Source organism: Pseudoalteromonas byunsanensis, assembly GCF_001854475.1.
GTDB lineage: Bacteria > Pseudomonadota > Gammaproteobacteria > Enterobacterales > Alteromonadaceae > Pseudoalteromonas > Pseudoalteromonas byunsanensis.
The window spans coordinates 74238-88980 of the sequence record NZ_MNAN01000026.1; the positions used below are offsets into that span (position 1 = coordinate 74238).

Consider the following 14743-nt stretch of genomic DNA (forward strand, 5'->3'; position numbering starts at 1 on the left):
TGTTTATTATTGAGTATTTTACATTTGTTATTATAATAGGGCGCTTCAAATAATAGGGAATATCAAACAGTGAAAAAGCTATCGATAATGTTGGTGTCAACACTAATGCTTGGATGCGCGTCATCTGGCAATGAGCCAATGGAATTAACAACAACAAATTATGATGATGACAGTTATGCAAGACGCATCATGCGTGGCATAAATATCAACAACCTTGATGATAAAGAAGTCCCCAAGGATGCGATGCAACAAGTGATAGGTCACGGCGGAAGTTGGGCGCTTTTCTCTTACGCAAATGGTTCGTCAGGCTCAAGTGCTGCATTGACGGGGATAGCTGGGTACTTATTAGAGCCAGAAGACCGCGCCAGTAGAATTTCTATGATTGGTTTGGCGGAAGTTGACAAAGGTCAGCCAGCTACTCAAAAAGATGTGGCAGGTATGTTTGATGAAGAATTACGTCAGCTATATATCGCGATGTATGATTTGCCAAGTGAAAAAATATCGGCAATCGAGCCAACGAGCTTTAATGAATATTTTAGTTTTCAAGGACGTACGTTTCTAGTCAAAGACAATGAATACTGTGAAAATCGCCTAGATATCGCCATTAAGGGTAAAACCTTGAAAGGTCCTGGGATCTGGATTAAAAAGACGGCAGATGAGCGTTATCAAAAACTCAAAGAGGATTATGACGCGTATTACAAAAAAGAGATGGAAAAATATGGCGGATGTCTAATCTCGATTTTAGTTTCGACTAAGAATTCAACCAGAGTGAGTGGTGAACAATACCCTTGGCTAAACAAAGATAAAGATTACATTACAGCTCATTTTGACTACTTGATGATGCCTAACGAGATTCTTACAAAGGCAATAATAGACTCTAAAGTAAAGAGCCTATATATATACACACCAGCGGTTTCATATTCTGTCGGTAAAGAGTTTGAAAAGATGGAATCTCTTGCATACCCAACAGTAACTTCAAACTATGGCCAGTTCTTATTTGTAAAACCAAAACTATAAATATTTGCTCGCTTTTATCTGAGCTTTGCCGCAATTGCGAATAGCTCAGATGGTAAAATTCGTCGCGCAGAGATATATTCTGCGTGACTTTAATTTAGATGTTTAACTAGTTATATATTTTTGGCGGGTTACCTGGAGTTGGAAAAACTCAGTTGGCGAGATATTTAGCCAGTGAGATTGGTGCTGTCTATCTGCGCATCGATACCTTAGAGCAAACGATAAAAAATATCGGTTTTGACGTCAATTGTGACGAGGGTTATCAGGTCACTTTTGCGCTGGCTGCTGATAATCTCAAAAATGGTGTATCGGTCGTGGCAGATTCTATCAACCCAGTAGATGAATCCAGAAGAGCGTGGTGCGACGTTGCCTCAAAGGCCCATAGCGCATACAAAGAAATTGAAGTATTCTGCTCAAATCAAAGTGAACAACGAGCAAGAATCGAAACTCGCAAATCCGATATACCGCATTTAAGGCTCCCGGATTGGCAAAGTGTGCTCGATAGAGATTATCAACCTTGGATAACCGCTCAATATCGAATAGACACCGCAAATCAAACCCCTGTGCAAAGTAAAGCTCAGTTATTACGTTTGCTTAATATCAATACTCAGTAATTAGTTATGGATCATCTGCGCGTGAGCCATCTGTAGCGCTTCTTTTAGCTTATTTACTGTACTCTTTGGTGTACTTAAGCTTGCAACCACATACAACTCTTGATGCCTAACAACTTTATTGTGGCGAAAGTAACTTATTTTACTTGCTGTATGTTGATGATCTGGGATGTGAGAGGCATAGATGGTTTGAACTCTTCGCTTGTCTAGCATTTGCCATGCGCTGCTCATGTCCGTAACCAGTACTAAATTAATACCGGTAACAAACCCCATGGATTTTAAAATCGTTTCTTCGTAACTGCCTCTAATGGCAACAGTGGTGTAATTAAGGGCTTCTTTTGTTGAACTAATTTCAATGTCATTATCTCGGTTTGAATAAAAGCTATACTCCAGTGTCGTGAATTTATACAGCCAGTTAAACAAAGGGGCACGCTGAGTGGTTTTAGCCATCGAAAAAAGTACAGTATTGGGTTGAGTGAGTGTGAGCTCGTAGGCGCGTGCCCAAGGGATCACATCTATTGAGCTATTAATGTTCGCTATATCTAACGCATTTTTTACCAACTCATAAGCAATACCTGAATGGGCTTTACCATCGGTAACGACTGTGTAGGGTGGAAAATGTTCAGTAAACACGCTCACTGTTGCGTTAGCAAAACAACAAGGAAAAATGCTGAAACTAAGCAGTAGAGCACTGATAAATCTGCACATAATGAACTCACAATGTTTAACATCAACAAGTGTAGCGTGCGGTTTTTAAGTTGGCGAGTTTATCTCTCGTTCCTACAATGTGCAGTAAGCGCTTTCAGGTAAATTAGTTTGGTACATGTGGATAGTTTTGACTTGTAGGTAGGTCAGCCAGACCAAATGGACTGACTGACGTTACTATTTAATATTGTGTTTTTGGCGGGAAGTTCTCTAGTATTTCAGCAACCGTTTTGTTAATTTCAGCTTCTCGTTGTTCAGGCGTTTGTTTTGTACGTAATCGACCTTCTTTAGCCCCGCGCCACACTAACTGTTGTGAGGCGTTGTCAATTACGTCAATGATCAGAGTACCAACATCATACTCTCTGGTTGTAGTATGTGTTTGTACACCCCAGCCCCAATAGTTCCAACGAACGCCATAGGTGGTATTAAGGGTGTTGGCCTCCAATTTGCTTTCAACGGATGCATGGTAATTCACTAGCATATCTGCTTTGTCGCCCTCAACCAGAGTAATCCCTTGCGCTGAAAGGTTTTGGGAGATAGCGCTACGCACTCGTTTTTCCATCAAATCATTTATTTGATAGTCATTAATTGAGCCTTTCAAATCAGCATTAGGCGCCCAAGCAAAGGTTTTGTAATTGGCAAACTCGACTGATTTGTCATAGTCCCAGTCGGGTACGCTGGTACAGGCACTGAGTAGTAACAATGCCGACGTCATAAATAATTTTTTAATCATAATGATATCTCCTTGGGTCAGCGCAACATTTGAAAGCTGACCAAAATAACCTTGCCTTGTATGATCAGACTGCTTGCGCGGTGCTATGTTCCACTTCAATCCAGTCTTTTTCGTCGACCCAGTTTTGGCTGCCATTTTTAACGCTACGAATAGGCACAATATAATCGCAACTGATCTGCGGTTTAACGGACGCAAAAATGGGCACAAACCCAAAGCTCAACGCCGTTTCAATAATGGCTTTTTGGTTTTGTGGGTCAATATCAGCGGCCTCATCAATATAAATCGGTATACGATAAAGTGCTTGTTCTTGGTCAGATAACAAATATCGTATGAACAACATACCACATAACAACTTGATTGTAATACGTGTACCATTAGAACCCGCGGAATCAATCTTGTCGAAATGTTCCGTTTCGCCTGCGCGGTTAACCACCTCAAAGCGAATATCAAACAAATCAGTAAGTGTTAGACCTGCTTTATCACTAGCAAGCTTAATCAAATGATCTTTAGCTTCATTGACCGCCTTCTCATCACTTGGCTGCGAAGATAACAGATCAAAGTTATCACCTTGCTCGTAGTTATCAGAAGTACTTATGATGGTATCTATACTGTCTACCAGCATCTTACGAGGGATAACATTAATTTTAAATGACTGTAAATTTGAGATGCGATGTTGGCTGATCCCACGGTTGAAGCTGTTCATTTCGCGTCGCAATCGATCTAAGTCTTCACGCAGCCCTTTGATTGTTGCTGCGACCTCTGTCAAAGCGACTCGCGCTTGCCTGTCTACCGCATCACGTTCATTATCAAGATTGTGATAGGCGCTTATCAGTTTTGCGTACTTACTGGTGTCATCAGTTTCATTATCAAATTTGGTTATCCCAGCGTTATAAATGTGCAAATATGTGTTGCGTACATTAACGCTTAAGTTTCTCAACTCATTGCAGTCTTTGTTAAATTGATGAACCACCTCGGCCAAATTATCAAAATCGAGTGTCACATCGACAGGATAGAGTGCTTGTTTACCGCTGAAAATATCTAATGTATGGTCAATACGCTCCGACTTAACCTGTCGTAAACGGTCGCTCTGGCGCGATAACAGATCTTGCTTACTCTTAATGATTGAGCGTCTATCAGAGATTGACCCAGCGTTGCGTTGAACATCATGTAAATACTCATCAACTTGTTCTCGCTCTGCATTGAGTTGCTCACGCAACAATTCCTGTGCCTCAACAGATTGCAGCATAGTTTGATACTGTTCAAAACGTTTGAGTGCGCTTTCTAGGCCCATTAACTCTTCGTACAATGCATCGCGTTCTTGTTGTTTTTGAGCCACGTTCGCTGCCACATCACGCTGTTGCTTGAACTCAATAAGCGATTGTTGCAACGCATCAAGCTGCGCCTTAAGCTGCTCTTTGTTTTCGCCACTTTGCATCTGAACGGGGCTGAGCTTTTTGAGCTTGATGGTTGCACCAGGAACCGTCAGTTCGCCACCTTTTACATTGGCAGAAAGCTTTTCTAAGAATTCGCCAAACGCGTCATCATCTGTGATGGTGATATCACCTTGGTTGGTGGTTGCGAAAGACAAAAGATCGGGATTTAGAATGCGAGAGATTTCTTCAACTTCTTTTAAAGACAAGTCTTCACGCATGCGTGTAAACAGATTGAACTCAAGGTTTTTAAGTTGTAGCTTTAGGCTTTTAATCTGTTTTTGAGTTTCATTGATACGGTAATCAAGCGTATGAAGACTCTGTCCCTGTGCGCTATTTATTGAAAACGATAGTTGCTCATATTCTTTTTTCAATAACTGCAGGTTAGTTTTTAATGTTGCATGATTAGTTAGTTCAAACTCTGACTTTAGCGCATGGTAGTCAATGAACCACTGCTCAATTTGGGTCTGTCGACGCTCAATGTCGCGTGATTGCTGTAAATAAAGTTGCTGCTTTTGCTCAAAATCATGCTTTTCTTGTTCAATATCTTCTAATTGTGCATTTAGTTCAGCCATATGCTCTTGTTGATAGTGATCATATTCGACTAACGCTATGTCAATTTTTGGTGCATAGGCAGCAAGTTTGCCCTTAATTGTGGCTTCACTTTCTAGCATGGTTTCAAGCGCGCTGATGGGCTCTTGCATTGACTCTAGGGCAGCCAGTTCTCGACGGGAACGATTTACTTTATCAAACGCTCGTCGCCAAACCTCATAAAAGTCGACGCGAGAATTAGACATATGGCGCTCAAAAACCCTTAACATAAAGCGTTTTACATCGCTTGCACCAAGTTTATGCAGATTCAGGATACGGCGGAAGATTTCTTTATAGATAGCCGCATCTTGAACGTTGTTAAGTGGGATCATTTTAAGGTTTACATCACCATCGAATGGCGTTGCGCCTCCAGTTAAAAGCGCGTTTAGCTCTTGAGCTTTGAGCTCTATTGGTTTTTTGCCTTGTGCTTCTAAGTGCTTAAACAGTTTTGTGTATTTAATGATGCTTTTGCCTTCGGTAAAGTCATCAAGAGATAGTTTACCAGGGAAGCAAAAGAATTGATGGGCAAATCCGGCAATTTTGCCAAGTCCAGCAACACCTATCACCACATCGCCATGAGGGAGATTAGCTTCTAGCAAAATATAGGATTGGTCGGTAGAGAAATAGAACTTTCTGGTTTCTTCTAAGTCATGTCCATCCCATTCAGTTAATCGTAAGTCGTTAATTAAAGGAAACTGTAGGGCATTGATGACAGAACTCTTACCCGTATTATTTGGTGCGCAAATTGAAGCACTTTTGTCCAGTGGGATAACGCATTTGGCATAACCTGCTGTATTTAGCAACGCTAATTTACTTAGCCCATATAACTTACTCATACTTCATCCTCGAGTCCGTCAAAACTATCTTCATTTACTTCCATTAGTGCATCTATGTAGCGATAGATAGGCGCTAAATGCATAAAACCTTGTTCAACCTCTTTTGCAAGACCCAACCTCACCATTCTCAAATACACGTCTTTGCGTAAGTCTGAGCCAGAGAAGATTTCTAGCTGATCAAACAAGTGTTTATTTAACTGTACTAAGGTCTGCATCAATTCCAGATCTGCTGTTTCGTCAAATAAGGCGCGTAATGGGTCTTTACCCTGATTCGCATAGTATTCAATAAGAATAAAAACAGTCAACGCAATGGCGCGCGAAATTTTACCCATATTCGGGGTGCTCTCATCACTTGCGAGATAATAAAATCCGCGTCCGTCGTGTTGTAAGTCGTGACCTAAGGCACTGAATAGTGCTTGGTAAGCATCTATATTTTGGTCGAGTTGTTGCCAAAGAGTGGTGTCTTGTTCGCTGATATGATAACCGCTCACTAATTTCTTATTAATAGCTTGCAATTCAGTCAGCTCTGATAAGTTAATCTGCGTCATAATGTGTTTCTTGTACTGTATTTGCGTTGAACGGATAAAGTGCAAAGGTATGCTCGTTGATTGTTACCTTAGAGCGTTCGTTATCTTGTTGTAATTCAAAGTCAGAGTCGCTAACGAGTTTTTGATACAAAAACAGCATTTCGTCTGCGTCTAGGCTAGGGTATTGTGTTGTTAAAAATCCGAGTAAGGCCTGACGCTTGCTGCCGTTATCAGCAAATGTACGAGCAAATGCTGTGCGCACATCTTGATAATCTGGAATGTTAGGGCTTTGATACGCGGGCACGTCGGTTTGGTCGGGTAGCTGATAGTCGTCGTGTTCGAACTGGGCTAAGCTTGCCATATAAGCAACCATATGACGCTTTTGCCCAAGAGAAAAGCGTTGTATATCGGAGACAAACTCAGGTTGAACGGAGGTGAGCATACGATCGACGCCGTTTTTACGGATTAGCCCTAATACTTTGGCTGCCTGTCTGGTTATTAAGGTGTTACGGCGTAGTTCTTCACGTAGTGGCATCAACATATCGGCACTTTTACGCAAGCTTTCACGTCCGATCAGATGCATATCAAGAATACGTGTGCGCAACTGTTCAAGCATACGCTTATCGTGAGCACCGCGACCAAACAGCTCGATACTTTCTATTTGTTTACTTATTTGCGACTCGATCACCGCAAAGCAAGCGTGAAACTCGCCACGAATATCCACCATTTCTAACATAGGTTCAATGTATTCATCAAACGCTTCCATCACCGCACGGTAGCGTTTTTGTAGGGATAGATTGCTATTATCAGACTTAGCTTGCTCAACAATATTGAAAATGGCGCTTTCGTTATGCTGAAATAATTTCACTATCTTGCGTACACGTTCATCCATAATACGGCTAAAACGACGTAATTCACTAAAATCACCTTCGTCTCCGGCCTGCTGTAAACGAGTACCAAGGCGCTCTAGATCTTTGACCAATACGGTAATTTCTTCGGCTAATCCAAGATCTTCTTCTTGTAACAAAAAGCTGGCAAAATCAGCGATTGCACGGTTGATTTCTAGTTGAGAGGACTTCGCTAAAGGTATAATTATTTCTTGATTTAACAAGCGATTAGTTTCTCTGAAAATACGCTCACTGGTCCACTGTGGATTTTTATGCTTTATGATGTTTTGAACATCTTTTAAGCTGAAATCGGTCATTTTAAACCGTTTAAAAAGCAGCTCTAAAACACCCCAATGTTCGTTGAGCGTGTTTAATACTTTTTTTGCTGGGATCATAACTTTCCAGTTTGTATCTATTTTGTGACATGCAGGGTAAATTAATTACGACTTGCCGTAGCGCATACACGCAGCAAATGCTATTCTTCGCGCCGATTTACACGTTACCTTCAAACTTATTTACTTTTACTTACAGGTTGTTTACGCAATATGGTTACGCCCATTATCCTTACCCTGATAGCGATTGCGTTCTTGCTTATCGTTATAGAGGATATCATCCATGTAAACAAGGCCAAAACTACCCTTTTTTTTGGTACTTTATGTTGGATTATCGCTTTTATCTCCCCAATTCATGGTCAAAGCCCAGAAACTGTACAACATCAGCTAGATCATAACATTCTTGAAATCGCTACTCTATGGCTTTTCTTGATGGCAGCAATGACATTTGTAGCCTATTTGAACTCCAAAGGTTTTATTCAAAACATCGTACATCGTGTAATGCCCGCACAGATAAGCGAAAGAAAGTTGATGTTTTTGGTGGGGATCTCTGCGTTTGTGTTTTCGTCTATTTCAGACAACATTACTGCAACGCTAATTTCATTGGCAGTGGTGATGTCGTTAAAGCTAGACCCTAAGAAGTTGATCAAATATGCAACATTGATCATTTTTAGTGTCAATAGTGGGGGCGTGTCGCTCATTACCGGTGATGTAACTACGCTGATGATATTCTTAGCTGATAAAGTAACTATTCCAGACCTGCTGCTATTGATAGCCCCTGCATTGGTCAGTGTCATCGCACTTGCTGCAATGTTATCAGTGGGCATGAATAAAACCCTAGAGTTTGAGAAGAGTGAATTAAGGCGCATTGAAAAAACCGACATTACAATTGCTGTGATCTTTATGTCGACCATTTTTGCGACCTTATTTCTAAGCGTCCAATATCAAGTACCACCTTTACTTACATTTTTATTCGGTCTATCGCTGATGTTTTTGGTAGCGCAGTTCTTGATGCGCAAAAAAGACGTAAATAAAAAAATCATTGATTACATCCGAGAAATTGAGTACGACACGTTACTGTTCTTCGTAGGGGTATTGCTATTAGTTGGAGCGTTAAAAGAAGTGGGCGTCCTTGCTATGTTCACTGACTTGTATGTTTATATGAGCCCAGAATATGCAAACTATTTGATGGGATTACTCTCAGCTGCCGTTGATAACGTGCCACTTACTGCAGCGTTGTTAAAAGCTGATATCACCATGACCGCGCAACAATGGTTGATGTTTACCTATGCGACGGGGGTAGGTGGTTCTATGCTCGTGATCGGATCAGCTGCAGGTATTATCGCGATGAGTAAAGTTAAAGCATTGACATTTATGAGTTATTTACGAATGTCTCTATACTTGTTGGTTGCTTACAGTATTGGCTATGTTGGTGCTTATCTATCAGGCCAATTTATTTGATGTTTTTTAGATGTCTCGATAATTAAAACTTGACACCTAGACGGCTAAAAGATATTTTCTACAAGCCCGCTCTTTGAGTGGGCTTTTATTTTGCTGTTATTCAGGTTTGATAACGCAAAATAAACAGAAGAGGTGCGATGCTTAGGTATTTAACGGGAGGTGACGAAAACCTGTGACCGTTAAAGAGGGAAGTACTCGCCGAGGAAAGTTGTAGTACGTCGCTATGGCTTTTCGGTTTACGAGGCTGAATCCTCGGAACTGTCACCGTTTTAATGGTGGAGAGCTTCTGGCAAAGGTCATGTCACTTATTTTTTGTACCTTCAATTGCCAAGTTCTCCTTTTTTAATTGACCCATGATAGATGTGGTCACAAGGAGATATAATGAACTCGCAGTACACAGTCGCAAAGTTTGGCGGAACCAGTGTAGCCGATTATTCAGCCATGCAACGCTGTGCAAAAATCATCAAAGATGATAGTCATGTTCGCGTTGTGGCGGTCAGTGCCAGTGCCGGCGTAACCAATCATCTTGTCACACTTACCCAACAAAAAGCCGATGAACAACAGCGTTTAGAGCTAGTTCAAGCCGTGCTTGATATTCAAGATTCGATTTTGGCGCAACTCTCCCTTGATGCTGATTTAGCTCAAGGCTTCGAGCAGACAATCTCCGAATTTAAAATGTTGGCTATATTGCCAGCGCTAAGTACCCAGCAATGTGACGAGATGCTTAGTTTTGGCGAGCGCTTGTCTTCGTACTTATTCACGCAAGTTCTTAGAAACCAGAATATCGATGCAGAGCGCTTTGACGTGCGTAAGGTGCTTAAAACAGATAATCGCTTTGGTAAAGCGACTCCCGACATTGCCGCTACCGCGGTTGCAGCGCATAAACACCTGATCCCAATGCTAGATGATAAAGTTATCGTTACTCAAGGGTTTATCGGAAGCGATCAATACGGGCAAACGACTACTCTTGGTCGAGGAGGCTCTGATTATAGTGCTGCTTTGTTGGCAGAGGCTATTAAGGCCCGTAGTGTCCATATTTGGACCGATGTGGTCGGTATCTTCAGTACAGACCCAAGGCTGTGTAATAAAGCCACGCCAATTGCGCGATTGAGCTTTGATGAAGCTGCAGAAATGGCAACATTTGGTGCTAAGGTGTTACATCCCGCCACAATTTTACCAGCAAGTCGAAGTGGAATTTCCGTTTTTGTTGGCTCTAGCAGAGACCCTCAGGCTGGAGGAACTTGGATAGAGAAAGAGAAATCTAACAAGCCAGGTATTCGAGCAGTGACACAGCGTAAAAATCAAGTCTTATTGACCCTTAAGAGCCCTGAGATGCTCCTAGCAAGTGGTTTTCTAGCACGCATATTTACAATTTTAAGTGCTTATAATATTTCAGTCGATTTGGTTACAACCTCTGAGATCAGTGTCGCCATTACCCTCGATAATGCACAGAATGCTTCTCGTCCAGAGTTGGACCAAGCATGTTTGGAGGAGCTGAGTGAGTTTTGCCATGTAACGGTAGAAAATAACCTGACGCTTGTAGCGCTGATTGGTTCCGAAATACAGTTAAGACAGCATGAAATGAATTTGATGCAGGTACTGAGTGATTTCAATATACGTTTGATATGTCATGGTGCAAGTAAACATAATCTATGCTTCCTTGTTGAACAGACTGACTCTGATCACGTTGTACAATCAATTCATGCAAGGTTGTTGGAATCTGCCTAACAATAAAAAACTGCTGATATGGCAATCGTTTGCTTGCCATATCTAGTATTTTCATGAGTGTCATACAATGGCTGTACTAAATAGGTTATTATTCAAACTATTAGCGATTACAACGAGACATAAGTAAAGCACTGATATGGACCTATTTTATTCGCATTTTTTAACAACATGAGTATAATCGGCCACCTAAAATAATAACTAAATTTGACTTTCTATGGCTCAATTACGAGATGGTTTTCAAAGCCGAATAGGCTTTGTACTCGCTGCGGCGGGTGCTGCGGTAGGACTTGGTAATATATGGGGATTTCCCACACAAGCTGCCAATCACGGTGGTGGGGCGTTCCTACTTGTTTACTTTATTGTTATATTTTTGTTAGCGTTACCTGCACTGTACACTGAACTTTATCTTGGTCATCAGGCACAATCCAACCCAGTTAATGCGCTTCGCCAAGCCTGGCAAGAAAAGGGACCGAAAATCGGTGCTACGGCGGGCTACCTTGGTCTTAGTGGTGCAATCGTCATGCTCAGCTTTTATTCTATTGTTGCAGGCTGGATGTTGGCTTATTCTTTGGAACCTATTAGTCGCGCGTTAGGCTTGGAGCAAGTCAGTGCATTTTTGCAAGGCGACTCTATGGCTCGTAATTTCGTTTTTACGCCGCTAATGTTGTTACTTACTGCCAGCATTATTCTCAAGGGGGTTAAATCAGGAATAGAAACTTGGTCAAGACGCTTAATGCCAATGCTACTTTTGTTGTTAATTGCCTTGATAGGGTATATCGCTACATTAGATGGTGCTGCTGAAGGGTTTAGTGCTTACTTAAAGCCTGACTTTGCCAAAATTACGGACCCTGATTTAATAATTGCAGCTATGGGGCAAGCTTTTTTCTCTTTATCTCTAGGGGTGGGGTGTATGATGATTTACGGCTCTTACCTTAAACCGAATGAAAATTTACCTAAGCTAACGCTAAGTGTCGCAGCGCTAGATACTGGTGTTGCTTTTCTTGCGGGGCTATTAATAATTCCCGCGGTATTTGTGGCGCAGCATAACGGCGTTCAAGTTTTCCAAGACGGTAAGCTAATTGGAGAGGGCCGTTTGATCTTTGCGGTATTGCCCGAGCTGTTTGCAAGTATGGGTGCTATTGGTTTATGGGTCGGCTTGACGTTTTTTGTGTTGATGTCTATCGCATCGCTCACATCTACCATATCTTCTACCGAGATTCCGGTTTCATTCTTAGTTGAAAACCACGGGCTAGAACGAAAGACTGCGACTTGGTGGGTTACCTTGGTTATCATGCTAGTTGCCTCAGCCATTATCCTCAATTTTGAATGGATGTTTGCTTTGGTGATCAGCCTGTTCACACAATATCAATTGCCTTTGATGGGCCTGTTTTACTTTATTACAGTTGGGTGGATGTGGAAGCGTGGCAACCAGCTTCGACTTGAGTGCAAAGGCGCACACTATTGGTTTGCTCAGTATGTACGTTTTGTATGTCCAGTACTGATGACAGCAGTATTTCTTAATGTAGCGTTTAAGTAAAAGAACGTTGGAGGTAGGCGCCAAGATGGCGCCTATTTTCTTTCATTTTTAACTGCTCACTACCAGCGCTTGGTATAGTTAATTTTGAAGGTTTTCTCGTCAAAATATGTACTGCGTTCATGCCACCCTTCGAATAAATCGTACCCTTTATTAATACTGATCTGGTAGAGCTCATCAGGAGCACTTTGATAACGCAGGCGACTAAATATCGAAAGCGTATCAGCACGCGTGTTGTGTTGCACTAAAGTGCTCCATGACCAATCTTCATTGAATGCGATATCCGCCTTAAAACGGGTGCTGTACATGTTGTCTTTGATACCGTCTCGTTTGTAGTAGTGATTTCTACGACTCAGCGATAGCATAATATGTTTATTCGGCTTGAAAAATAGCTCGCCCAAAATTTGCTTTCTGTCACTATCAAAGAACTGACCCGAGGTAAGTTTAATGTAGCCTGAAATCATTTGATCCGAGGGGGTTTCATAAAATATGGACCACTGATCAAAATCATAGTCTTGTGCGTCGAACTTGATGTTTCTACCCATGGCATATTGGCTTTTTAACCGCTCTTTACGTGATTCGTATTGTACATATCCACTGGCATTGCTTGTTGTTAACCAATGAAAAGGTCTAATAACGTATTCTTTACTCAGCCAGTTATTGTCTGTGTCATTACGCTGGTAGTACAAATAAACAAACTGGTAAAGAGTGAGGTAGTCGCTGAGAAGCCCTGTTTTAGGGCGCTCTCGAAACCGTGTTTCTAGCTCATAGTAGTTGATCCCATTGCGGTTAACAAAGCCTAAATCGGGATTAAAGTCGTCACCTAAATAGCGATACTTAGCTTTAATGTTTATGGTGTCATTGGGTAGATATAACTGAGCGCCATATGCTTTGGTGTCTTCCATGGCGTTCTTTTTTTGTGTTTCCTGATACCAAGCATGCGCTTGTATTTGTTGATCCGCTAAGAATTCGGATGCAAACCGATAATCAACCCCGTAAAGACCACTGTTTTTTTCATCATCACTGCTGCCGTCTGTTACGATAACGCCAATTTGATGATTGTCATTAATCTGCTGTTTAACTCGTGCGACGGTAAGTTGAGTGTTGTCATCTTTGGCGCCATCTTGTTGCTGGTTTACGCTTAATAAACCAAAGCTGGTGCTTTGCACTTTACCCGTCAGTTTGCTACCCCAGTTTATATCCAATACACCACTGTGTTGCCCTTGACCAATGCGGCGAGAATAAAAAGGCATACCATTGTAGTCGTTATTACTAAATCCGCCGAAGCTAAATACCTGTGTATCTTGAAGAAAAAAGTCCCTTTTTTCAGAAAAGAACTCACTGAATCGAGTCATATTGATATTAACTTCGTCAACATCGGTGCCTGAAAAGTCTGTATTTAGTGTCAGTACACCAGTAATGCTTGGCGTAAACTTGTAAAAAGCATCAGCAGATGGGGTCCACTTACTTGCTTCTTGATTTTCTTTGTAACTGAGCCCGCCTTTTAACTCGATGCCTTTACCTTGATTAAGTCCGTTAATATTGGTTATTTTACCCACTTGTGGCGCGGTCCAGCCATCGTTTTCTGGGTCGTTAAGGTTCCAATAGATTTGTTTATTTGGTTGTGAAAGTTTATGCCTCAGTTGCAAGCCCCAATCCTGCTTATTCGGGTCAAACGAGATCGATTGCACTGGGATTGCCATTTCTACGCTCCAGCCATTATCAGTGCGCTGTGTTTTGGCATACCAAATTGTACTCCATTCACCTATATACCCAGTTCCATCAATCAATCCATCTTCGCGCACACCAGAGGGGGTTACATGAAAAAGGTATGCGTCGCGTTTATCAAAATTTGTATCTAGGCTGATCCCAAAATAGTCTTCGTTCCATATTGTTTGGCCCTGAGTAAGTACCCTGTCTATGATGGTGTTTTGTGGTTGAAAAATTTCGGCCGCAACATAAAAAAACGCATCATCATAAGCAATTCTGGCCTTAATGGGGTAAAGGGGTTTATCACCAAGGTTGGGACGAAATTCTACAAACTGCTCGATGAGGTTGGCTTCTTGCCATTCATGTTCTTCAATATGGCCGTCTATGGTTGGTGCTTGTGTGATTTTAGTGATAGCTACGGGCGCGCGTTGATACATTTGCTCAGCATTTGCCGCTAGGCTTGGCAATGCAACTGCCAGACATATGTAATTTGCATACTTCATATTATTATCCTGCAAAAAAAACTTGTCGGCTATCTTCTGGGTAAATGTACAAAAAGGCATGATAAAGGCAGGAAATCAGGTGACAAAAAGGTGATAGTAATTTGTGTCTATAGCTAACTATATGAAAAATATACTTTGTTT

Annotated in this window: 11 protein-coding genes and 1 riboswitch; of the genes, 5 read left to right on the top strand and 6 right to left on the bottom strand. The window is 41.6% G+C overall.

Annotated elements, in window-relative coordinates:
* The first annotated feature begins 138 nt into the window (after positions 1–138).
* Together BIW53_RS04005 and BIW53_RS04010 are read left to right on the top strand one after the other, a co-directional pair.
* A complete protein-coding gene (locus tag BIW53_RS04005; RefSeq protein ID WP_175442088.1) occupies positions 139–1017 on the top strand; it encodes a hypothetical protein in 879 nt (292 codons plus the stop codon).
* Between the two features lie 116 nt (positions 1018–1133).
* Positions 1134–1628: a P-loop nucleotide/nucleoside kinase family protein gene (locus tag BIW53_RS04010; protein ID WP_070990528.1), complete on the top strand. Its 495-nt coding sequence runs from the start codon at positions 1134–1136 to the stop codon at positions 1626–1628.
* Here BIW53_RS04010 and BIW53_RS04015 read toward each other — a convergent pair whose 3' ends face one another.
* From BIW53_RS04015 to BIW53_RS04035, 5 genes are all read right to left on the bottom strand, one after another.
* Positions 1629–2333, bottom strand: a complete 705-nt coding sequence (locus BIW53_RS04015) for a substrate-binding periplasmic protein (RefSeq protein ID WP_070990529.1) — start codon at positions 2331–2333, stop codon at positions 1629–1631.
* Between the two features lie 178 nt (positions 2334–2511).
* Positions 2512–3060: a DUF4136 domain-containing protein gene (locus BIW53_RS04020; protein ID WP_175442094.1), complete on the bottom strand. Its 549-nt coding sequence runs from the start codon at positions 3058–3060 to the stop codon at positions 2512–2514.
* Positions 3061–3127: 67 nt separating this feature from the next.
* Entirely contained in the window at positions 3128–5920 is a 2793-nt protein-coding gene (locus BIW53_RS04025; protein WP_070990531.1) for a coiled-coil domain-containing protein, read from the bottom strand.
* A complete protein-coding gene (locus BIW53_RS04030; RefSeq protein WP_070990532.1) occupies positions 5917–6468 on the bottom strand; it encodes a condensin complex protein MksE in 552 nt (183 codons plus the stop codon). The genes BIW53_RS04025 and BIW53_RS04030 overlap by 4 nt, the downstream gene beginning before the upstream one ends.
* Positions 6455–7729 carry a hypothetical protein gene (locus BIW53_RS04035; RefSeq protein ID WP_070990533.1) on the bottom strand — a complete coding sequence of 425 codons (1275 nt, stop codon included), beginning with the start codon at positions 7727–7729 and terminating at the stop codon, positions 6455–6457. Before BIW53_RS04035 ends, BIW53_RS04030 begins: the two co-directional genes overlap by 14 nt.
* A 150-nt stretch (positions 7730–7879) precedes the next feature.
* Between BIW53_RS04035 and nhaD the strand changes: the two genes are divergently transcribed.
* The 3 genes from nhaD to BIW53_RS04050 all read left to right on the top strand — a co-directional run bounded on the left by nhaD (position 7880) and on the right by BIW53_RS04050 (position 12392).
* On the top strand, positions 7880–9127 hold the full coding sequence (gene nhaD / locus BIW53_RS04040) for a sodium:proton antiporter NhaD (RefSeq protein ID WP_070990534.1): 1248 nt from the start codon (positions 7880–7882) through the stop codon (positions 9125–9127).
* 119 nt (positions 9128–9246) lie between these two features.
* Positions 9247–9421: riboswitch (Lysine riboswitch) on the top strand.
* A gap of 87 nt (positions 9422–9508) precedes the next feature.
* Positions 9509–10855, top strand: coding sequence for a lysine-sensitive aspartokinase 3 (gene lysC, locus BIW53_RS04045; protein ID WP_070990535.1), 1347 nt, complete (start codon positions 9509–9511; stop codon positions 10853–10855).
* A gap of 214 nt (positions 10856–11069) precedes the next feature.
* Positions 11070–12392: a sodium-dependent transporter gene (locus BIW53_RS04050; RefSeq protein WP_070990536.1), complete on the top strand. Its 1323-nt coding sequence runs from the start codon at positions 11070–11072 to the stop codon at positions 12390–12392.
* A 59-nt stretch (positions 12393–12451) separates the two neighbouring features.
* On the opposite strand, the gene BIW53_RS04055 is transcribed toward BIW53_RS04050, so the two are convergent.
* Positions 12452–14602, bottom strand: a complete 2151-nt coding sequence (locus BIW53_RS04055; RefSeq protein ID WP_070990537.1) for a carbohydrate binding family 9 domain-containing protein — start codon at positions 14600–14602, stop codon at positions 12452–12454.
* Positions 14603–14743 lie beyond the last annotated feature (141 nt).

Excerpts from the sequence above, each read along its gene's own strand:
- lysC (WP_070990535.1), top strand. The coding sequence starts at position 9,509 with ATGAACTCGCAGTACACAGTCGCAAAGTTTGGCGGAACCAGTGTAGCC.
- BIW53_RS04005 (WP_175442088.1), top strand. The coding sequence starts at position 139 with ATGGAATTAACAACAACAAATTATGATGATGACAGTTATGCAAGACGC.
- BIW53_RS04015 (WP_070990529.1), bottom strand. The coding sequence starts at position 2,333 with ATGTGCAGATTTATCAGTGCTCTACTGCTTAGTTTCAGCATTTTTCCT.
- BIW53_RS04025 (WP_070990531.1), bottom strand. The coding sequence starts at position 5,920 with ATGAGTAAGTTATATGGGCTAAGTAAATTAGCGTTGCTAAATACAGCA.
- nhaD (WP_070990534.1), top strand. The coding sequence starts at position 7,880 with ATGGTTACGCCCATTATCCTTACCCTGATAGCGATTGCGTTCTTGCTT.
- BIW53_RS04030 (WP_070990532.1), bottom strand. The coding sequence starts at position 6,468 with ATGACGCAGATTAACTTATCAGAGCTGACTGAATTGCAAGCTATTAAT.
- BIW53_RS04035 (WP_070990533.1), bottom strand. The coding sequence starts at position 7,729 with ATGATCCCAGCAAAAAAAGTATTAAACACGCTCAACGAACATTGGGGT.
- BIW53_RS04050 (WP_070990536.1), top strand. The coding sequence starts at position 11,070 with ATGGCTCAATTACGAGATGGTTTTCAAAGCCGAATAGGCTTTGTACTC.
- BIW53_RS04055 (WP_070990537.1), bottom strand. The coding sequence starts at position 14,602 with ATGAAGTATGCAAATTACATATGTCTGGCAGTTGCATTGCCAAGCCTA.